The sequence below is a fragment of the Chloroflexota bacterium genome (genome assembly GCA_034717495.1).
In the GTDB taxonomy this organism is placed as follows: Bacteria; Chloroflexota; Anaerolineae; order JAAEKA01; family JAAEKA01; genus JAYELL01.
The window spans coordinates 1-21,208 of sequence record JAYELL010000016.1; the positions used below are offsets into that span (position 1 = coordinate 1).

The window sequence follows — 21,208 nt, forward strand, 5'->3', positions numbered from 1 at the left end:
AGATGACCACGGACCGCCGACCACTGACCGCGGTCTGCCGGCAGATGACCACGGACCGCCGACCACTGACCGCGGTCTTCCGGCAGATGACCGCTGACCGCCGACCACTGACCGCGGTCTTCCGGAAGATGACCGCTGACCGCCGACCACTGACCGCGGTCTTCTGGAAGCGGTCTGTCGTCCGTGGTCCGTGGTCTTCTGAAAGCCGTCCAGCTTGCGACACTCGAATAATAGTCGCGACCCTGATAGTTGTCAATGCGAGGGGTTTGCTTTTTACCCACCCCCCGCCCCCTCCCAATCTGGGAGGGGGAGAGGCCCGTGAAGTAGCATCATCGCGACTCTTCTCCCCCGGTTCGGGGAGCCCTTGGCTGTCGCGCTGGGGGCTGCGCACGGGCTGGGGGAGGGGTCATGTCAGGAAGTGCGTCAGTGCCATTCCTTGACGACAGTGAGTAAAAACGTATAATCTGGCGCAATATCCATCATGACCACAGCCGGTGAAACCTATCGCTTCTACAACCAGTCCGAGGGCTATCTCGAGCGCCTGGATGGCGCCGGATGGCGCCCGGAGTATGATGCTGTGCTCGCCGCCCTGAACAACTATCAAGCTCAACCCCATGGACGCGCCCTGGACTACGGATGTGGCGTTGGCGACCTGGCGGCCAGCCTGGCCCGCAGCGGCTACCAGGCCTACGGGGCCGACATCTCTCTGCCCTTTTTGCAGGAAGCGCGGTCGCGTTACCCGGGCCTTTCTTTTGTGGCCCTCGACTCCGGGCCAACCCTGCCCTTTCCTGCCAACAATTTCGCCGCGATTCTCTCCGTCAATACGCTGGAACATGTCGCCCGCCCTGCCCTGAGTCTCAAAGAGCTGGTTCGTGTCCTGGAGCCGGGTGGCCTGCTGGTCATGACCTTTCCAAATCTGCTCTCCCCACTGCGGCCCTTGCGACGTTTTGTGGTGCGGCGTCGGCGAGCCAGATACGGGCCCGAGAGTGGTGAATCCGCTTGCGACTCCTTGCGGCTGGTGTTGAGAAACCTGCGTGTGTTGGCAGCCGTTACCCTGACCCACAGACCTCAGTTTCGGCCCCGCCAGGCCGATTTTGCCAACGCGGAGCAATATCGTCGTCTGGGCTACGGCGCCGATTACGATGCCGTCTGGTTGACAAATCCATCGGATGTAGCCTGGCGATTGCGCCAGCTTGGCATGGAGGTCCTGGCAGTCCGGGGCATTGCGGGAGCCTCCGAGCGCAGCCGGGTAATCAACCAGCTGCGCCGATCCCTGCCATCCCACCTCAGTTCTCCGATCCTGTTGGTCGCCCGCCACCGGAGGTCTGTGTAAATCAGCGGGGAAGCCAGATAAAAACATAACCGCAGATGACGCAGATTTACGCAGATTAGCGCAGATCAATCCAAAAAAGATCAGCGGCAATCTGCGCCGGAGGTCTGCGTAATCCGCCGTGAAATCAGAAAAAAGTCGCTATTCGAAATGATCTTTGCCAATCCCATCCAGTTATGCTATGATCGTTCCCGTTGCGCCGCAGCCGTTATTTGGTTGCGGCGGTAGGTTGCTGCGAACCTGCCAACCTGAAAGAACTGTCATAATTGAGGCAAGTGCTGTTAATAATGTATTCAGAATCATCTGCTAAACTTTCTAGTTGTCGATTGCGAATTACTGAATGGGCAATTGTCAACACTTGCACCTTCGTCCCTGCATAGGTGTGACAGCGGGCAATTAACGGGAGTGGCTCAAGGCAGTAGGAGGGAGCATATCTTGCAGCAAAGGAGTCTAGGTAAATAATATGAAACAGAAACACGTTTTAACGTCGATTGTCGTGCTGATACTTGTGGTGGTTTTAGGAGCTGCTTCAATAGCCAGTGCAGGCATTCAAGCCTTCGACGAAGGTAGACAACCAGACGCAGCGCCGGTGCCCCAGGCGCCAGGCTTTTACCTGGTGGGCGGCAGCAAAAACCTCGATCCCGTCCTCTTCCACCAGGGCGGTGACATGCAGTTCTACTCCTGGGCAGACCTGAACCCGGCCGACGGAGCCTATGATTTCTCCAACCTCAACTATTTCATCGATTCCCACTACTGGCCGCCGGGTCCGGGCCAGCCTGGCAAAAAGGTGGGCATCGCGATCACTGCCTACGATGGTCGCAATGCAACCGGCGTTAACGCCATGCCCCAGTGGGTGCGCAATCTGCCCAACACCACCATCCCCGGCCTCCTCACCGAGGAGATCAACAACGGTGATTTCGAGAAGTCGGGAAATCCCCTCTACGCCTGGGAACATACACCCGATGTGGCCGGCAGCACCGACAACCCCCGCGGCGGCAGCTACAGCGCCAAGATGAATGAAGCAGGGGCGATCAACCAGACTTCCGAATTGCGAAGCTGGACCTTCCGCATCCCGGAGGTCCTCATCCAGGGTGAGCTCAACTTCTACTGGCGTTCAGAGTCAGGGGCCGAAGACCCGGGCGACAACCTGAAGGTAGAGCTGATGGAAGGTGACGACGTGGTCGCTACCATTATGAACGAGAGCAATCCCGGTGACCAGGATTGGCAGGAAAAAATCGCAAGCATTTTGCCCCACGAGGGGCACTGGTCGACTCTGCGCTTCACACTGACCAACGACGGCGATGAACCCTGGACTGTCTTCATCGATGATGTCAGTCTGACCGTTCAGCCCACCTTGCCCAAGATCTGGGATCCGGCCTACCTGGAGCAATATGAGCGTTTCGTGGATGCCCTGGGTCAAGCCTATAAAAACGACGACCGCGTCGATTTCATTGCCATGGGCACCGGCATGTTCGGCGAGACCAGAGCCAGCGACAACATCGATGACCGTGCCACCATAGCGGGCGGCCTGACCGACTCCTGGGCCTGGATCACCACCGTCAATATCATTACCAGCATGTATGTGGACGCCTTCAGCGATGGCAGCCAGTTGAAAAAAGTGCTGCTCCTGCAGAATGCACCTTTCCAGTATGAACGGTGGGAGCGTCCCCAGTTCTCTGATTTCGCGGCGTCCAACGATGTGGGCCTCTCCTACAACGGCCTCTGGCCCGACTACAACTCGGCCGAGACGCTGCAATGGCCCAATGCCGGCAGCGCCTATGGCCAGATGGCCTTTGATCCCATCCTGAAGCATGGCGACGACGTGGCCACCGGCTTCGAGACCTACAACTACATGATCGGCGATGGCAAATGGCCGGGAACCTACCCGCGGCGCGAGGGCAGCGGGGTATCCGATAGCTTCTACTGGGCAACCCTGCAGGCCTTGAGCCTGCATGTCGACTACGTGCGTTTGAGCGGCTATGGCAGACCTCCCTCGACCCGTTGGTACGTCGATTACAACACCAACCAGCCGGTGCCCGCCTACACCGACATCATGGGCTGGGCGGCCCCCTACTTCGGAGCCACCCTGGACGAGAACGACGATCGCTACACGCCGTCGGTGTGGGTAGCCCTGCGCGAGCACATGCAGCCCCTTTGTTATGCCGACAGTTCTTGTCAGGACACCAGCGAGTGGCCCCCCCTGGGCAACTTCGATTTCTGGCTGGAGCAGGATGACTCCGTCGATGGTGGCCAGACGGTTCCGGCCACCTATGTGGAACTGGTGACGTGGGCAAGCGGTGCACAGGGCGCCCCATGGATGGGTCACTGTCCCGACAACCCCGCCACCGGCCCGATCGGATATCCATGTTTCGGCAACGTGACCAATACCAGTCTTCCCGAGACCCGCGAGGCACAGTATATTCGCCGCACCGACCAGGGTTCCGGCAACCCCGCCATGTTCTTCCGTATCGCCGATGGTTACATGGACGACGAGGTATACACGGCTGAAATACAGGTCACCTACTGGGACCGCGGCACCGACCGCTGGCGACTGCAGTATGATTCCACCACCGGCCCCAAATATGCCAGGCCCGTGGGCTCCAGCAATGCCTGGGTGCAGAAGCAGGGCAGCAACCAGTTCCGCACCGTGACCTTCGAGGTCACCGATGCCCGTTTCGGCAACCACCTGACAGATGGCACCGACTTCCTGATCGATTCCCGAAGCAACACCGGTGCCAACGATGGCAACGAGTGGATCCACTTTGTCGATGTAGCCAAGGTCGATGCGACCCAGCCGACGGCCACCAATACACCGACGCGGACGCCGACCCGTACGCCGACTAACACGCCAACCAATACACCGACGCGGACGCCGACGGCTACGCACACACCAACCAATACGCCGACTAACACGCCAACCAATACCCCAACGCGGACGCCGACGGCTACGCACACACCAACCAATACGCCGACGAGCACGCCGACCCATACGCCGGAGCCCACCACCGGCAACATCATGGGTAAGGCCTTCGTCGACGGCAACGGAAACGGCTCTTATGACCCGGGCGAAATGCTGTTGGCCAACATCACCGTACAGCTGAAGAACAGCGGTGGCACCGTGATCAACACGGCGACCACGTCGGCCAGCGGCACCTACAGTTTCTGGAGCGTGCAACCCGGCTCCTATGTGGTGCTGCCGCTGCCTACCGGCACCTACTTCCCGCGGCCGTCGCAGCATGGCGCACAGGTGGTGGCGGGCCAGACGATAACGGTGGACCTTCCCTTCTATACCTACCTGAAGATCTACCTGCCGCTGAGCCTTAAGGGCTCCTGATCGTTGACCTTTTCGCTTTGCGACCGGTTGGTGGAAACCATCACCGGCCGGTCGCAAAGTGTCTCCGTCCCATTCTGAAGAGCCAGTCCATGGCGGCGTGCATCCTCCCGTCCAGTCGCCTTAACAGATTGTCATCTCCAGAGGGAACGCTGTTCATAGAGAATTCATAAAGCCATGCTATCCTATGATCGTGAGAGCAAATCGACGGGAGGCAATCAGGTGTTAGAGACGCAAACACGCATGGCCACTTGGTACGAAGATAGCAGCAGCATCTACCCACAGGCGCTGCAGAAACTCCAGACACGCACGCTGGCCTATGAACGGCTCAAGCGCGCGTTGGATTTTCTGGCGGCTGCGTTCTTTTTGGTGGTCTTTTCCCCATTATTGCTGCTAATTGCAGTCGCCATCAAAATCGATGGTCCTGGGCCAGTCTTGTTTATCCAGCGTCGAACGGGAAGGTATGGACGGCCTTTCAACTTCTTCAAGTTTCGTTCGATGAGCTATAGCAAGAACCACGCGCAGATTCACCGCGAATTCGTGCGCCAATATGCCAACGGCGTGGATAAGGACCAGACCACGAATGGGCTGCACAAGCCTTTCCAGAACGGTCCAACGATCACCAGGGTTGGCAAGTTCCTGCGACAATCCAGCCTCGACGAACTGCCCCAGCTTTGGAACATCCTCCGCGGGGACATGAGCTTCGTCGGCCCCAGAGCCTGGGCAGACTACGAGCTGGAAAACTACAAGGACTGGCACTATCGCCGGCTGGAGGTAACGCCCGGCCTCACCGGCCTGGCCCAGATCAGTGGCCGCAGTGCCCTTTCCTTCGACAATATCATCCGCCTGGACATCGACTATATCGAAAACCGGTCCCTGTGGATGGACTTCAAGATCCTGCTAAAGACCATTCCTGTGGTCCTTACCGGCGCCAACACGGGCTGATCTTCTGGCCCTGACGGTCGATATTGCCCGGCCGCCATTGCCATGTCCCGTTCCGCCGCCCTCCCTGTCTCTCACAAACACTAACAATACCATACCCTGATGGAGCGTTTCAGTTACTGGCACTGTCTGGTGCTGGGGCAAGGAAATTATCAGCGATGATCTGCGCCGGAGGTCTGTGTAGATCAGCGGTGAAATCAGAAAAGATTACAACCGCAGCGCAGTCCTGAGCAGTGTCCCGAGGGGTGTAGTCGAAGGGATGATGCTGATGATGAACTCGATGAACTGGAAACGCACATTGGTGGCGCTCATGGTCCTGGCCATGGTCGTCACACACGGATTGACCGGTCCGGACAGCCGCTCCTCCCGGAGGCCTCTGCAAATACCGGGCGACGCACAGCCTGATTTTTACCTGCACCTGCCGATCTTGCTTCAGCCCTGATCGGCTATCGGCGCACCTGCCGCTCCCCGGGCATGGATGGCGCCCAATCGGTTTGGGGGGAGACGCCCTGGCCTGCCTGGAGGGGATTCTACCGCACCCAGGGCGTCCCAACAGACCCGTCGCCGGCCGCTGGCGACGGGTCTGTTCACGGTTGGAAAAATGGGCAGCACAACGCTTTGATGGTAAACTTACAAGTTGTACCTGACACGATCTGGTCCTGTCACTGATGAAGATTGCGGGATCAAGTTGTTTGGCCTGTGATGACAAAGAACCTGATGACAAGAATCCACCCAACCGCAGAAGTGTCCGGAAGTGCGCAGATTGGCGATGGTACCCAGATATGGCACCATTCGCAGATTCGCGAAGGGGCGACGGTGGGCCGGGAATGCATCCTGGGCAAGGGTGTCTACGTTGACTTCGGCGTGCAGATCGGTGATCGCTGCAAGCTGCAGAATGGCGTGTTTGCCTACCACGGCGCCACCATCGAGGATGGTGTGTTCATTGGACCCGGGGCGATCCTGACCAATGATCGTTGCCCCCGCGCCATCAATCCCAGGGGTAGTCTACAGACCGATGCAGATTGGCAGCTCGGAAAAATCACCGTCAAACGGGGCGCATCGCTGGGCGCCGGCACGATCGTGCTGCCCGATCTGATCATCGGCCAATTTGCCATGACCGGGGCAGGAGCAGTGGTCACCCGCAGCGTGCCCGACCACGGACTGGTCATCGGCAACCCGGCCAGGTTGGTCGCTTACGTTTGCAGGTGCGGTCGTCGCTTGAATCCCGTCGATTCCGGGCAAGACCAGGATCACTTTGTTTGCACGCATTGCCACGAAAACTTCAGGTTGAATCCGCTTCCCCAGCAAGGAGACATCGATTGAACAGACAGATCCGCACAGGAGTCATCGGTGTTGGCAACATGGGCCAACACCATGCCCGAATCTATGCCTCGACGCCGGAAAGCCATCTGGTTGGCGTTGCCGACAGCAACGAAGACCGGGCAGCGCGGATAGCGGCTCGCTATGAAGTACCCGTGTATGCCGACTATCGAGACCTTCTGGATCAGGTTGACGCTGTGACCATCGCAGCGCCCACTACCCTTCATTACGACGTCGGCCTGGCCTGCATCGAACGTGGTGTGCACATCCTGATGGAAAAGCCGCTGACCGCGACCATCGACGAGGCGGTGGACCTGGCCGAACGGGCAAAGGAATCTGACCTGGTCCTGCAGGTAGGACATGTCGAGCGCTTCAATCCCACCTTCGTTCAGCTGGCCAGGGTGCTGACCGAACACGAGATCCTGTCGATCGAGGCCAGACGCCTGAGTCCTTTCGCCACCCGGGCCGCTGACGTGAGCGTTGTCTACGATCTCATGGTCCACGACCTTGACCTGATTCTAACCGTGATCGACGCTCCTCTGGCAAACGTACAGGCAGTCGGTGGTCAGGTTCGCTCTCCCCAGCCCGATCACGCGATGGCATTGCTCAACTTCGCCTCAGGCCAGGTTGCCAGCGTTTCCGCCAGCAAAGTCACACAGCACAAGGTGAGACAGATGGAAGTTACCTGTGCCGAGGCCTTTATTGTGGCCGACTTTCTGACGCGAACCGTGATGATCCACCGCCAGTCTGCCGCCAACTACTTCGCCCATCAGGGTGAGGTGCTCTACAGACAGGAAGGACTGATCGAGCAGGTTTACGTGCCACAGATCGAGCCCCTTTATGCCGAGCTGAATCATTTCCTGGGCTGTATCGAGAACAACAGCCAGCCGCTGGTTGGCAGCGATGAAGCCATCCGCGTCATGCGGGTCGCCGAACAGATCGAAAAACATATCATAAATGGCCTGGAGGCCATAGAAATGAGCGCTACGGACCTATAGCGCCCACCATCTCCCCTACCATGATTCCACTCAAGCTACGCCTTCACAACTTCATGTGCTACCGCGATCCGGACCCGCTGGACTTCAGCGGGCTCCACCTGGCATGCCTGTCGGGCAACAATGGGCACGGCAAGTCGGCTCTCCTGGATGCCATCACCTGGGTGTTATGGGGAAAAGCCCGCTCCAACCAGCCCGACGCTCTCATCCACCTGGGCCAGAAAGAGATGCAGGTAGACTATGAATTTGCCCTGGGAGACAACCGCTACCGCGTTGTGAGAAGCCGCGAACTGCGGGGGAAAACTGGCAAGAGCGACCTCCAGCTGCAGGTCTGGGTAGCCGACAAAGAAGAATACAGAGCTATCACAGAACCAACCATCCGCCAGACGGAACAGCGCATCGTCGATTTATTGCGCATGGATTACGATACCTTCATCAACTCAGCCTTTCTGGTCCAGGGCCGGGCAGATGAATTCACCGTCAAACCACCGGGACAACGCAAGCAGATCCTGGCAGATATACTTGGTCTGGACATCTATGATGACTACGAAAACCGGGCCAAAGATCGTGTTCGCCAGTACAAGGATGAAGCCTCGCGTCTGGACGCGCAGATTGCAGCCATCGATGAGGAGGGTGCTCACGAAGCGCAATACCAGAGTGAGTTGCAGCAGGCTCAGGGCGAGGCTCTGAATTTCAGCGAGATGTTGCGTGAGGCCGAAAAGAGACAAAAGGATCTGCATAACCGGCGCCAGGAACTACTGGCGGACCAGAAGACACTCGCCGATCTTCAGTCTCGTCTGCAACACGGCGAACGGGAACTGAACGAGATTGAAGACCAGCTTGAGGTTGCCAACAATCGTTTAGTGGCCGATCAGAACCTGACTGCCAGGGCAGCCGAAATCGAAGCGGGCTACGAAACGCTGCAATCCCTCAGGAAGGCCGATCAGGGCTGGAACAAAAAACTGGGGCGCCAGGTTGACCTTCAGGGCCAACAGAGTCAGTTAGAGCGGGAGATTGACACGGTGCGCGGTCGATTGGAGGGAGACCAGCGAGTCCTTCGTGCCCGAGCAACACAACTGGAGGAACAGGCTGAACAAGAATCCACTCTCGAAGAACAACTCAAAGAAACCCGGGCCGAATTGACCAGGCTTACCGACCTGGATGCGCAAAAGACCCAGGTTCAAGCTGAAATCCAACAGCTCAGGGAAGAACTGGCAGGACGGCAGAACGAAAATAAACAACTACGTGTTGAGATGGACGATGTCAAGGAGAAGCTGGACATCCTGGCCGAGGCGGGTGCGTCATGCCCCATCTGCAGCCAGCCTCTGGGAGCCGGGGAACGGGAGAAGGTACTCGCCGACTACCAGAGCCAGGGAGATACCCTCGGTGACCGGCATCGCAGTAATCAAGCTCGCATTCAAGAGATCAAGAACCAGGTCGAGGAGGGTAATAAACAGGTCGGGGAATTTGATCAGGCCCTGAAACTGAGAGAGCGCTGGCGGCGCCAGGAGGGTCAAATCGAGAATAATTTGGCCCAGGCGCAACAGGCTCGTGCAGATGTGGCAGATACCCGGCAAAAGCTGGAGGCAGTCACAACTCAGCTCGATTCGGGCCGCTATGCCGAAGAGTCCCAAATGGCGCTCGCCGCTGTGTTGGAGGAGTTGGCGCTTCTGGGATATGATCCCGGCGCCCACGACCAGGTGCGCGCCGACCTGATAGAGTATGGAGCTTTCGAGGATCGTTACCAACAGCTCCGGGCAGCCCAGAAACGCCTTGATGATCTCACCGAACAGATTGGCCGATTGAGGGATCAGCACTCTCGCTGGAAAGGGGTACTTGGCGACGACAGGGCGAAACGCGGGCAGCTCCAGAAAGCGGTCGGCGATCTGCCCGAAGTGGACAAAAAGCTGCGTACATGCACCCGGGAGGTCGATCAGTTGGCAGCCAACGAGCGCAACGCCCGGCTAAGACTCGGGGCCGCTCAACAGCGACTCGATGCCTGCCGCAAGCTCGCCGGTCAGCGCAAAGAACTGGCAGGGCAACTGCAGCATATCCTCGACCAGCAAGTGCTCTACGAGGAACTGCAGGCCGCTTTTGGAAAGAAGGGTCTGCAGGCCATGATCATCGAGGCCGCCATTCCTGAGATCGAGATGGAAGCCAATCGCCTGCTCAATCGCATGACCGACGGGCGCATGGCAGTCCGCATGGAGACCCAACGCGAAACCAAAAGCACTCAGGAATTGCGCGAAACCCTGGATATTATCTTGAGCGATGAATTGGGCAGCAGGGACTACAGTCTCTACTCCGGCGGAGAGGCTTACCGGGCCAACTTCGCCATTCGCATCGCCCTTAGCAAGCTCCTGGCCCGGCGTGCCGGCGCCCGGTTGCAAACATTGATCATCGACGAGGGCTTCGGCACCCAGGATGCCCAGGGACGGGAACGGCTGGTCCAGGCCATCACATCGATTCAGGATGATTTCGAGCGGATCCTGGTCATCACCCACATCGACGAGTTGAAGGATCAGTTCCCCACTCGTATCGATGTCCAGAAAACAGAAGAAGGATCGCAGATTTTCCTTAACTGACATGAGTTCCCGCGACTATCACGTTAAAGAGCTTAACATCGCCCAAAACCCCGACGATCCGCGCCACGTCATGCCGATCATTGGTCCTGACCACTGGCGCATCCTGGATGTGGGCTGTGGGGCCGGCCAGACACTGATCGCCAGCAATCTCAATCCGGATGTTGTGGCTACCGGCATCGACATCGATTTCGAGGCCCTGGCGTTGGGCCGCGAACTGAGCGCTGCGGTGGCCTTCGTCGCGGGCGAGGCGGAGAAGTTGCCCTTCGCGGATGCCAGTTTCGATCTGGTGTTGGCCCGGGTCGTTCTGCCGTTGACCCACATTCCCCACACGATCGGGGAAATCTCGCGGGTTGTCGGACCGGGGGGCGACATCTGGTTGGTCCTGCATCCCATCTCTCGCACCCTGCAGAACCTGTGGGATAGCCTGCGCCAGCACCGACTCAAGAACGCTATCTATCGCCTCTACGTGCTGGCCAATGGACTGCTGTTCGAAGCGACGGGGCAGCTTTTCCCCTTTCCGCTGAACGGCCACTACGAGTCGTTTCAGACCTGCTCATCGATTACCCGGCAGCTACAGCAGGCTGGCTTCGGCAATATTGAAATCGATCAAACTGATCACTTTGTCGTCACAGCAACGAAATTGTAGCTGGATTCGAACGTACCCGCCATGACCGAATCGGTTGCCCAAAGCGTCGAAACTGCCCTCGCCAATGCCAGGATCCGGGCCTGTCCCCTCTGCGCTGATCAAGCGAGTTCGCCCGTCTGGTTTCGTGCCACCGGGTCCCCGGTAGCCGTCGATTATTCAACTGCCGACCTCGACAGCGCCGGCTGGCGTATCGTCCGGTGTAACTCCTGTGGGCTGCTCAGGGTAGATCCGATGCCCCGAGAAAAGGATTTACCTGCTCTATACGATGAAAGTTATTACAACGAAGGCACGCTGGCGGGCGGCATTCACAGCGGTGGCATGAGTGGTCACCTGGAAGTTTATAGCAGCCCCGGGCGCCGGCAGGCATCTCTGAGATGGCACGGGAAAACGGTAGGGCACCTGACCCGCCACGGTGACCTGGACCGCACTGCCGCGATCCGCCTGTTGGACGTGGGATGTGGCGCCGGCTATTTTTTGGATGCTGCCCGGCAGGCCGGGTGGGATGTCCAGGGCGTTGAACTAAGCGTCGCATCTGTCCAGGTTGGCCGGCAAGAGCTGGGGTTGAATATCATCCAGGGCACCCTTGAGCGGGCAGATCTGCCCAATGATTGTTTTGATGTGGTGACCATGTTCGAAGTCTTGGAGCATATGGTTGCGCCCGGCCGGGCCCTGGCCGAGGCTCACCGCATCCTCAAGCCTGAGGGCCTGCTCGCGATCCAGGTCCCCAATGATGTCGAGTCCTACCGCAACGGCCTTTTTGGAAAGGACAACCGCTGGTGGATCATTCCACCACTCCATCTGTATTTCTTTTCGGCAGGGACCCTCACCCGCTGGTTGAACGACACAGGCTTTCAGGTGGTTTATGTGGGTACCAATGGTGGAATAGGCACGGACGCCCTGACCTTGATGAAGTCGCACGGGCGTCGCCCAGGCCGGTTGTTGACTGCCGGATTGCGACGGCTGCCCGCGCCGCTGGATTGGCTGATCGAACGGATGGGCCGTCACACAGAGCTCACAGTTTATGCCCGGAAGGTGCGCTGAGATGGGGATCGACAGACCGGTGAGCCGGCAAGAAAACCTGCAGGGTCTGCTGAGAAAACATGGCAAATACCTGGCCGTCGTGCTGATCGTCACTGCCATCATGTTGTTCCTCTGGGGTCAGGTGGACTGGCATACACCTCCCTGGGACACCTCCGACGGCTTCAACTACCGCAGGGTAGCACAGGCAGCGCCCGGTTTCTCGGACCAGGTGCCGGCGCCCTTCCGTTTTCGCCTGCTGGGAACCTACACCCTGGGCCTGCTACCGGTCGATACGATCAGCGGATTCTACCTGCTCAACTATGGGCTCTTCTTCTTGCTTGTGGTTTTGCTCTATGCCTTTCTGTGTTATGTCGGCATCATCCCACCGGTAGCAGCCTTTGCCACTATCCTCTTCACCTTTAACAAGCACCTGTTTGGCGTCACTACCTGGCTGGTCTTCCACACCAATGACACGATTGCATTGATCTCGCTGCTCATCATCTTCTGGGCAATGTTTGAACGTCGCTGGATTCTTTTCGGCGTGGTTCTCTTTTTGAGTGCTGTAGCCCGGGAGACCTGGATTATCGTGCCACCTACGGCCTTGCTCTACCTGTGGGAAAGAAATGACCTGCGCAGCGACGGATGGAAAGTAATCGCCGCCACGATTCCCGCCCTGTTGATCACCGCAGCAATCCGGGCCGGGTTGACAGCAGATGTTCCTGGCAGCATCGGGTTGATTGGCGCCATCGAGCGCTACGCACCGAAGGTGTTCGAGCCAGCCTTCTGGGTTCGCCAGTGGGGCAATACCTTGATTCCCCTGACCTTGCTGCCCGTTGTTTTCCTGCGTACTACCGTGGCCTTCTTCAAGCGCAACACCTACATGATCGGCTACCTGTTGATCGTTTTTCTAACCAGCCTGCTGGGCTCCTCCAACGAACGCCTGATGGCGCCAGCCTTTCTCTCCTTCTACTGGCTGTTGGCTCTGATCATTCAGGACAACATCTACCCCAGTAAGTTGATGTTGCTGATCATCGGAGCCGCCTCCTTCGCGACCAGTCTGCACTACCGCCAGGCTCGTTTCCCCATTCTCAGCCGCGAGGATACCATCGTCGTTTCATTGATAGCGCTGGCTGCCGTCACCATTGCTGCCATCATCTTCAAGTTTGCATCGCCGAAGAAGGGGCAGCCAACAGCCAGCCCATCGAGCGTTTCTCCCTGATCGACGCGCGGGAGGTCATTTATCCATCTGTTTAGCCCCTTGGCAGCAAAAAACGCCGTGGTGACCTTTCACCAGGTGCCATCGGCGACATGGTTCCGTAACACCCTCCAGACCATCGGCCGCCTGTTTCGTTTTGCCAACGTGGACGAAGTGGACGCCTTTCTTCATGGCGATCATCCATTGCGAAGCAGTTGCCTCGTAAGTTTCGACGATGGGGACCGAAGCTTCCGCGATGTTGCCCTGCCGGTGCTGCAGGAACTGAGCATCCCTGCTCTCCTTTTTGTTTCGCCTGCAATCCTGGCGGCCAACTCAGGTTATTGGTTCCAGGAGCTTGGCGAGTTGCGCCGCCGGCTGGACGCTGCAACCATCCGAAGGACCATGGCTGAGCAGCTTGACATCCGCTACGACGCAGTGACTGGCTTCGCGATCAATTCCCTGGCCAAGCAAATGCCTCTGGCCGACCTGAGGCAGGTCATCGAGGCGCTTCAGGGTCAATCGACCGTGACGGGATCGACAACAGACAACTTATCCCTGGACGAGGTACGGGACCTGAGTCAGTTGGACCTGATCACCATCGGCGCGCATACGATGCATCATGCGATTCTGCGCAATGAATCAAGGGAGATAGCCACACGAGAGATCGACGACTCGATTGATACCCTGGCGGAACTGACGGGTCAACCTATCAGAACCTTCGCATATCCCAACGGTGTTCCCGGAGTGGATTTCAGCGATCGGGAACAGCGGGCGCTACGCGAAAAGGGAGTCACCCTGGCTTTTGCTACACACAGCGGGTTTTTGGGACCAAAAACGGACCCATTGGCTATCCCCCGGATAGCCATGTCGGCAACTCCGGCCGACACTGGCTCGAAAGTCATGGGGAAACTGCTGTTAGCGCCATTCTGGGACAAGCTGAGGAATCAGCGGGAACTGGAGCAGCGCCGGAGAATCGCGGTGTTACTTGCGGAGCAAGGGCAACCTCAATAGGAGCATGTCATCCCCGCGGAAGCGGGGATCCAGGAGCCAATGACCGTTCCTGGACTCCCGCGTTCGCGAGGATGACAGCGGGAGTGGCGTCACCGGGCAGTGGTAGATCTTTCATCCTCTAATTCGGTCTTTTCCAGAAGCAGCGGCAACTCAGAAAGGTTGGAGATTTCGTAGTCGATCGGCAGCCCGGCGGGCGCTGGCTTGCCACTGGCGTTGAACCAACAGGTGTCGATTCCGTAGCCGACAGCGCCTGCCATATCAGAGGTGGTGCTGTCGCCGATCATCAACACCTCTGCCCGGTCTGGATTTCCCATTAACTGAAAGGCTATGTCGAAGATGCGGCCATCGGGTTTGCTCACACCTACCTCGTCGGAGATAACAATCCCTTCAAAGTAGTCCTTCAAAGTCGAGCGAGCCAACCGCTCCCGTTGAACTTCTTTGAGACCGTTCGTCAACAGAAACAGCCGATACCGGTCATGCAGACGCCTGATGGTTTCTTCTGCGCCATCGATGAGCGTGGCCTGTTGAGCCAGGCACCACAGGTAGGTTGTGCCAAAAGCGAGCGGATCAAACGAAACGCCTATTGCATCGAAAAAACGGGCAAAGCGCTGCGACTTGATGGCCTGCGAGGTGATTTCCCCCCGTTCGAATTCCTGCCAGATCTCTCCGTTGATGGTTCGGTAGGCATTCAGATAAACTGGCTCGAAGGGCATACCACTTTCGTCGAAGGCCAGGCGAAGCGCCGTCGACTCGGCGCGATCGTAGTCAAACAGGGTACCGTCGATGTCAAAAAGAAGCCAGGTGTAGGTCATAGTGAAATGAGAAAACCGGGACCGGATCAACTCCTGACCCCGACAGAGCGGCCAACAATCACGCCGCCAGGGTGGAGATATCGCCCTCGTCCTTACCCAACGCCCTTGCTTTGAGAACGCGGCGCATAATCTTTCCGGAACGGGTCTTGGGCAGCTCATCCACGAACTCGATTTTGGCCGGTACGGTGATCGGGCCAGTCTCGTGGCGCACGTGTTGCTTCAACTCGTCAACCAGCCGATCGCTTCCCTCGTAACCCTGCCGCAAGATACAATAGGCCCAGATCACATTGCCCCGCAGTTCATCGGGCATGCCGATGCAGGCCGCTTCAGCCACTGCTTCATGGCTGACCAGCGCGCTCTCGATCTCGGCCGTGCCCAGGCGATAGCCACTGACCTTGATGACATCGTCGATGCGGCCAATTATCCAGATATAGCCATCTTCATCCTTGCGGGCCGAGTCGCCAGTCAGATAGTAACCCTTGTCCTTGAATCGCTCCCAGTACTGCGAAACATAACGCTCGGGATCACGATAGACCGTGCGCGCCATGCCAGGCCAGGGTTGTTTGACCACCAGGTAGCCATCCTCGTTGGCTTTTACCGGTTCTCCCTCCTCGTCCACCACATCCACCTCGATTCCTGGAAAAGGCCGGGTAGCCGATCCAGGCTTCAGTGCCACCGAGGGCAAGGGGGTGATCATGAAACCGCCCGTCTCGGTCTGCCACCAGGTGTCCATGATGGGACAATCCTCATCGCCGATAACCCGGTGATACCAGCGCCAGGCCTCGGGGTTGATCGGTTCGCCTACACTTCCCAGTAACCTCAAGCTGCTGAGGTCATGGCGTTTGGGCCAGGCATCGCCAAAACGCATCAGGCCCCGAATGGCGGTGGGCGCCGTATAGAGTAGGGTAATGCCATAGTTTTCGATCATCTTCCACCAGCGATTGGGGTAAGGGAAGGTGGGTGCACCCTCGTACATGAAGCTGGTAGCGCCCAGAATCAACGGCCCGTAGACGATATAGCTGTGGCCAGTAATCCAACCTGGATCAGCCGCACACCACCAGCGATCCTCCTCCTTGATATCAAAGACCCATTCGAGTGTGGTGCTGGTAAATACCTGATAGCCACCGTGGGTGTGCACCAGGCCCTTGGGCTTGCCTGTGGTACCCGAAGTGTAGAGGATAAACAAAGGGTCCTCCGCATCCATGACCTCCGTCTCGGCCCTGGAAGAAGCTATGGGCAGTGCGGAAAGATCGTGATACCAGTAATCGCGGCCAGCTTCCATGTACACATCCTGCCCGGTTCGCTTGACCACGATCACGTGTTCTACCACGGGAGAGCGACGGATGGCTTCGTCGGCAATCTCTTTCAGTTCAACGATCTTGCCCCGCAACCAGGCACCATCTGTTGTAATCAACACGCGACTCTGGGCGTCCTCGATGCGGTCCGCCAGGGCTTGCTCGCTGAACCCACCATATACCACCGAATGCACGGCGCCGATCTTGGCACATGCCAACATGGCCATAGGCAGCTCTGGCACACGGCCCATGTAGATCGTAACCCGATCACCTTTTTGTACACCCATGCTGCGCAGTATGTTAGCAAAACGATTGACTTCCTGCCAGAGACGGTAGTAACTGAACGATTGCTGGTCGCCAGGCTCCCCTTCCCAGATCAGGGCGATCTTATTTTTGCGCCAGGTCTCGACGTGACGATCGAGCGCATTAAAGACGATATTGGTCTGGGCGCCGGGAAACCACTGGAAAAAAGGGGCGTTGGAGCTATCCAGAATTCGATCCGGTGGCTCGTACCAGTCCAGCGTCTGGGCCCGTTCCTGCCAAAAGGCCTCGGGATCTGCCACCGCCCGGGCGTATACCTCCTCATAATCCTTCACATGAGCCTGCGCCACAACGTCTGGTGGGGGCTCGTAGACTTCGTGCTCGGCAGCCAGGATGTCAGCTTTGCGATCCATGCAGGTTCTCCTTTAATGAGTAACTGGAGTTAGGCAGGTAACAATATGTTTAGAGGACGGCGGACGACAGACCGCAGACCGCGGACGGCGGATGGTGATCGGTATTCGGTATTCGGATTACGGGTTACCGCTGTTGCGTAACATCAGTGAGTAAACTGTGATTCCTCTGAAAAAGGTCGATACAAAAACAATAGATTATTCGTGCAGGTGGGGATCAAAGCAAGCGCAATTGTAGCACCATCGGGCGAGGACTGTCAAACCAAAAGGAATTTTACGAGCTTGACGGCAGCATTCTGTCCGGATCGTCCAGGCAATCGGTCAGAAACTGTCGCATTTCCTCCAAGCTGCCAAAGGTCCACCTTTGTCCAGACTGGATATGTTCGATTTCACCGCACCAGGCGTCGGAATCGTTGCTTTTGGCCTCATCCTCGCTCCAGAAGCGCACCAGGAGGGAAGCGTAGCGGTTGATTGGGGACATGGTATCCTCTGTTGGGGTGGCATTCGTCCCACGCGAACTCTGCCCCAGTGTACCACAGCCATGTCCACAAAGTGTCTACAACGAAAAAATCGGCCAGGCTGGCGTGTAGACACTGCGATCTAATGATCAGTGAATAATTGTCAACGATCAATGGCCAACGTTTCTTCACCCAGGCTTCGGCTGGTTCAGGCGGTCAAAAAGGTCTCGCACTGTTGAGTGGGAAACCCAGGCTTGATGGGCGTCCGGCAAAAGCGCCATGGCTTTGTTCACCTGCACAAGCGCTTCCTCCCGCTCTCCCAGGTCAAGATGGGTCAATCCGGCCTCGATGCGGGCCCACATTGCCTCGCTTGGCAACGCAAATTGTTCCGCAACCTCGATCCCTTCATACGCGTGCTCCCGGGCATTTTCCAGATCACCACCGAGTCGATTAGCCGCCGAAAGCGCTGTCAGTAACAGGGCAATGTTCTCGGGACACCGGCAGGCCTCAGCCACGGCGAGACCGCGACAAAGCAGGTCAACGGCATCTTCCAGAGCCCCCTGTGCCGTCGAAACGAGCCCCAATCCAGCCAGCGCGCGCGATATCCCCCGGTCATGCCGAACGGCCTGGGCAGTCTCAAGAGCAGCGTTCATCGACCCTTTCGCCTTAGCCAGGCTTCCCTGACGGTAAAATGCGAAGCCCAGGCCTAACAGTGCTGCACTAACCTCGTGTCTGCTGGGCAGGGAACGGTGAATTGCCAGAGAGTGTTCAAAAGATCGAACGGCTTCCCTGAACTCTGCCCGGTACAATAACCCAAATCCCTGGATGCATAATCCGTGAGCCTCGACGGGCCGCGCACCGATTCGGCGAGCCAGCGCCATGCCATCGGCAACGTGGCGATCGAACTCCCGAAACCTGTTGAGTTTGAGAAGGCCGAGGCCCAGATCCAACTGCGCCAGGGCGATCCGATCGGCAGCTCCCTGTTCCCGCTGAATGTGCAGCGCCTCTTCATGGCATTCAACCGCCATTTCGAAACTGGAGAGGTGGAAGTAAACATGACCCCGGACGCGCAGGATACGTCCCCGAGCGGCCTGGTCCGGACTGTCGCCAAGGGCTGCCAGTGCAGTCTCCGCAGTCTCCAGGGAAGCCAGGGCTTGTTCAGGTTGCCCGAGAAGCAGGTGAGCAAAGCCCATCTGGGCATGCAGACGGGAACTGGCCTTGGAGTCCTCCAGCGAGACTGCGACTGCCAATCCTTCCTGCGCTGCAGCAATCGCATCCACGTACCGCCCGTCCAGGTTCAAATAACGCACCTGATCAACAGACGATTGCAGAAGCAATGGATCGTTACCGGCTCTCCTTGCCAGTTGAACCAGGGCCAACAGATCGGCGTCACGCTGCGATCGTTTCCCCCTCAGGTAGCGCAGATTGGCTCGACGACTGAAGACATCCCCGCGGAGAGAACAGTAATGGACATCTGAGCAGTCGGGATCCAGAATATCCAAAGCAGATAACATCTGGCCGAGGTGGCCCTCAGCTTTCTCCCAGGCGAACAGTCCCGATGCCGCCGTGGCAGCCAGGTCGTGATATTGCAATGCTTTCTTTGGTCTGCCGCCAATCGCAAAGTGGTGGGCCAGCGATCCAGGCGTTCCCAGATCCAGACGCTCCAGTGCCCTGCCGGCTCGACGATGCAACAACTGGCGTCGCATGGGACTCAGATTGGCTTCCACAGCCCGTCGAACGAGGTCGTGCTGAAAACGATAGTGAGTATCCTGCTCAATGAACAGTTGGCGAGCGACCAGCTCGTCGAGCCCATCCATGGTCTCCATCTCTCTTCGGCCGGCCGTCGCACGCAAGATATCGAATCCGAAGGCGGCACCCAGAACTGCGCCCGCCTCGATGATCTGACGGGCGATGGGACGCAAGCGACTCAACCGGGCAGCCACGGCCCGTTGCACTGTCTGATTGAGAGGCAACAGCAACTGCTTCTCAGGCTCCTGATCCAGATCAGAAGACTCGAGCATCGAACGCAAAGTTTCAAGCAAAAAGAAGGGGTTGCCACCGGTCGCATCATGCAGTCTTTCGGCCAGCCCGGGCCTTGCCGAAAGATGCCTGCCGCAAGCATGTAGAAGCTCCTGAATCGACGCCGCGTCGATTCCTTCGAGATGGAGTTCCAGCAGATCTGTCTGGCGCGCAAGGCTCCGTCGAAATTCGGCAAGGCGGCTGGACTCCTCGCTGCGATAGGCGCCCACCAGCAGAACTGGCTTGGAGCGGGCACAATCTGCTACATAGGTCAGCCACGCCAGAGTTGCGCCATCGGACCATTGCAGGTTGTCCATACATAGAATCAACACGCCGTCATCGGAGATCATGCCCAGCGCAAGGTGGCAGAGAGCTTCGAACAGCCGGGTGCGAGCTTCCTCGGGCTGGACAGGCAGCGGCGGCGGCAGGTCTGGCCTTGCAGTACCTAAATCGGGCAGCAGCCTGGCCGCCTCCGCGAGCCAGATAACGGGGACACGGTGCAAGACATCAGACAGATCGCCGGCGGATCGCAACGCCTGGACCACAGGATGATAGGGCAAGTCAAGATTGCCTTTCTGAGAGACTGCCATCAGAACAAGCGCGGGATCAGGCAGGCTGGACGCAAATTCCTGCATCAGTCGTGTCTTGCCAATGCCAGCCTGTCCAGAGATCAATACCAGTCCCCCATCCCCCTGGCGGGCTCGCGTAAAAGCCTCCCGCATCTCTTCAAGGACACCGTTGCGACCGACCATGGGCAACTGAAGGCCGGGCGGAGTCACCCATGCCCTGTCGGATGGCACTTCCCGGTCGACGATGGTTTCGCGTCCCAGCACGGTTAGATAAACCGAGCGTGTTTCCGGCAGTGGCCGGACGCCCAACTCCCGCTCCAGAGTCGCGACACAGGCTTCATATTGGCGCATCGCAGCCTGCCGATCCCCACGCGCTGCATACAGAGTCATCAGATTCCGGTGCATTTGCTCGGACATCGCATCCATTACCAGATAACGCTGGGCAAGATCGATGGCCCTATCCAGTTGCTGTCGTTGGGTGCATTGCTCGACCAGCGCTGAAAGGGCAGTGAGGTAGCGCTGCTCCCAGTAGCGCTGTTCGCCAAGCATCCACGCTTCGTATTCGGGGCTTTCGGGAAGCGCAAATCCGGACAAAAAACTGCCGCGATAGAGCAGAATAGCTTGGTCGAGAGAGGAAACCTCTCCTGCCACATTGCCCTCTCGATAGCAGCGTTCAAAGGCGATCGTATCGGACCAGATGCGGCGACGGTCAAGGCTGATATCTTCGCCGTCAGAAATGAGCATATCCGGGTGGGGAAGCGCAGTGCGAAGCAGGGAGAGGACACGGCTAAGATTGCGCCGGGCATTGTGTTCAGGGATGTCGGACCAAAAGAGAAAACAGATGGTTTCCCTGGGAGCCAGCTCCATGCGGGTGGCGAGGCGATACAGCAGCGCGCGTGCCTGCCGCCGTGGAATGTTGAAACGCCTGTCATCCCAATGGATTTGAGGGGGCCCCAGCAAATATAGTCGTAAGGGCATGATCGTCCTGGCGGTTGCCCTGAACCTGAAA

General features: G+C 58.1%; 15 protein-coding genes. 11 read left to right on the plus strand and 4 right to left on the minus strand.

Annotated features, from left to right (window positions below):
* The first annotated feature begins 481 nt into the window (after positions 1-481).
* The 11 genes from U9R25_03800 to U9R25_03850 all read left to right on the plus strand — a co-directional run bounded on the left by U9R25_03800 (position 482) and on the right by U9R25_03850 (position 14,375).
* Positions 482-1,333: a class I SAM-dependent methyltransferase gene (locus tag U9R25_03800; GenBank protein ID MEA3335007.1), complete on the plus strand. Its 852-nt coding sequence runs from the start codon at positions 482-484 to the stop codon at positions 1,331-1,333.
* A 460-nt stretch (positions 1,334-1,793) separates the two neighbouring features.
* The gene (locus U9R25_03805) at positions 1,794-4,664 is read left to right on the plus strand and encodes an SdrD B-like domain-containing protein (protein ID MEA3335008.1); all 2,871 of its coding nucleotides are present in this window, start codon (positions 1,794-1,796) and stop codon (positions 4,662-4,664) included.
* Positions 4,665-4,838: 174 nt separating this feature from the next.
* Positions 4,839-5,606, plus strand: coding sequence for a sugar transferase (locus tag U9R25_03810; protein MEA3335009.1), 768 nt, complete (start codon positions 4,839-4,841; stop codon positions 5,604-5,606).
* 277 nt (positions 5,607-5,883) lie between these two features.
* Positions 5,884-6,045 (plus strand): hypothetical protein, encoded by a 162-nt coding sequence (locus U9R25_03815; GenBank protein MEA3335010.1) that lies wholly within the window; start codon positions 5,884-5,886, stop codon positions 6,043-6,045.
* Positions 6,046-6,320: 275 nt separating this feature from the next.
* Entirely contained in the window at positions 6,321-6,926 is a 606-nt protein-coding gene (locus tag U9R25_03820; protein MEA3335011.1) for an acyltransferase, read from the plus strand.
* Positions 6,923-7,921 carry a Gfo/Idh/MocA family oxidoreductase gene (locus U9R25_03825; protein MEA3335012.1) on the plus strand — a complete coding sequence of 333 codons (999 nt, stop codon included), beginning with the start codon at positions 6,923-6,925 and terminating at the stop codon, positions 7,919-7,921. Before U9R25_03820 ends, U9R25_03825 begins: the two co-directional genes overlap by 4 nt.
* Before the next feature lie 20 nt (positions 7,922-7,941).
* A complete protein-coding gene (locus tag U9R25_03830; protein MEA3335013.1) occupies positions 7,942-10,503 on the plus strand; it encodes an SMC family ATPase in 2,562 nt (853 codons plus the stop codon).
* Position 10,504: 1 nt separating this feature from the next.
* The gene (locus tag U9R25_03835) at positions 10,505-11,149 is read left to right on the plus strand and encodes a class I SAM-dependent methyltransferase (protein ID MEA3335014.1); all 645 of its coding nucleotides are present in this window, start codon (positions 10,505-10,507) and stop codon (positions 11,147-11,149) included.
* A gap of 21 nt (positions 11,150-11,170) precedes the next feature.
* The gene (locus U9R25_03840) at positions 11,171-12,190 is read left to right on the plus strand and encodes a methyltransferase domain-containing protein (protein ID MEA3335015.1); all 1,020 of its coding nucleotides are present in this window, start codon (positions 11,171-11,173) and stop codon (positions 12,188-12,190) included.
* A gap of 1 nt (position 12,191) precedes the next feature.
* Positions 12,192-13,388, plus strand: coding sequence for a hypothetical protein (locus tag U9R25_03845; GenBank protein ID MEA3335016.1), 1,197 nt, complete (start codon positions 12,192-12,194; stop codon positions 13,386-13,388).
* A gap of 39 nt (positions 13,389-13,427) precedes the next feature.
* Entirely contained in the window at positions 13,428-14,375 is a 948-nt protein-coding gene (locus U9R25_03850) for a polysaccharide deacetylase family protein (protein MEA3335017.1), read from the plus strand.
* Positions 14,376-14,464: 89 nt separating this feature from the next.
* Here U9R25_03850 and U9R25_03855 read toward each other — a convergent pair whose 3' ends face one another.
* The 4 genes from U9R25_03855 to U9R25_03870 all read right to left on the minus strand — a co-directional run bounded on the left by U9R25_03855 (position 14,465) and on the right by U9R25_03870 (position 21,177).
* Positions 14,465-15,187: a YjjG family noncanonical pyrimidine nucleotidase gene (locus tag U9R25_03855; GenBank protein MEA3335018.1), complete on the minus strand. Its 723-nt coding sequence runs from the start codon at positions 15,185-15,187 to the stop codon at positions 14,465-14,467.
* 58 nt (positions 15,188-15,245) lie between these two features.
* Positions 15,246-17,156, minus strand: coding sequence for an acetate--CoA ligase (gene acs / locus U9R25_03860; protein ID MEA3335019.1), 1,911 nt, complete (start codon positions 17,154-17,156; stop codon positions 15,246-15,248).
* Between the two features lie 271 nt (positions 17,157-17,427).
* Positions 17,428-17,634: a hypothetical protein gene (locus tag U9R25_03865; GenBank protein MEA3335020.1), complete on the minus strand. Its 207-nt coding sequence runs from the start codon at positions 17,632-17,634 to the stop codon at positions 17,428-17,430.
* A 165-nt stretch (positions 17,635-17,799) separates the two neighbouring features.
* The gene (locus U9R25_03870; GenBank protein ID MEA3335021.1) at positions 17,800-21,177 is read right to left on the minus strand and encodes an AAA family ATPase; all 3,378 of its coding nucleotides are present in this window, start codon (positions 21,175-21,177) and stop codon (positions 17,800-17,802) included.
* Positions 21,178-21,208: the final 31 nt, after the last annotated feature.

Coding starts and splice junctions, on each gene's coding strand:
- U9R25_03800 (MEA3335007.1), top strand. CDS start 482: ATGACCACAGCCGGTGAAACCTATCGCTTCTACAACCAGTCCGAGGGC.
- U9R25_03805 (MEA3335008.1), top strand. CDS start 1,794: ATGAAACAGAAACACGTTTTAACGTCGATTGTCGTGCTGATACTTGTG.
- U9R25_03810 (MEA3335009.1), top strand. CDS start 4,839: ATGCTATCCTATGATCGTGAGAGCAAATCGACGGGAGGCAATCAGGTG.
- U9R25_03815 (MEA3335010.1), top strand. CDS start 5,884: ATGAACTGGAAACGCACATTGGTGGCGCTCATGGTCCTGGCCATGGTC.
- U9R25_03820 (MEA3335011.1), top strand. CDS start 6,321: ATGACAAGAATCCACCCAACCGCAGAAGTGTCCGGAAGTGCGCAGATT.
- U9R25_03830 (MEA3335013.1), top strand. CDS start 7,942: ATGATTCCACTCAAGCTACGCCTTCACAACTTCATGTGCTACCGCGAT.
- U9R25_03835 (MEA3335014.1), top strand. CDS start 10,505: ATGAGTTCCCGCGACTATCACGTTAAAGAGCTTAACATCGCCCAAAAC.
- U9R25_03840 (MEA3335015.1), top strand. CDS start 11,171: ATGACCGAATCGGTTGCCCAAAGCGTCGAAACTGCCCTCGCCAATGCC.
- U9R25_03845 (MEA3335016.1), top strand. CDS start 12,192: ATGGGGATCGACAGACCGGTGAGCCGGCAAGAAAACCTGCAGGGTCTG.
- U9R25_03855 (MEA3335018.1), bottom strand. CDS start 15,187: ATGACCTACACCTGGCTTCTTTTTGACATCGACGGTACCCTGTTTGAC.
- acs (MEA3335019.1), bottom strand. CDS start 17,156: ATGGATCGCAAAGCTGACATCCTGGCTGCCGAGCACGAAGTCTACGAG.
- U9R25_03865 (MEA3335020.1), bottom strand. CDS start 17,634: ATGTCCCCAATCAACCGCTACGCTTCCCTCCTGGTGCGCTTCTGGAGC.
- U9R25_03870 (MEA3335021.1), bottom strand. CDS start 21,177: ATGCCCTTACGACTATATTTGCTGGGGCCCCCTCAAATCCATTGGGAT.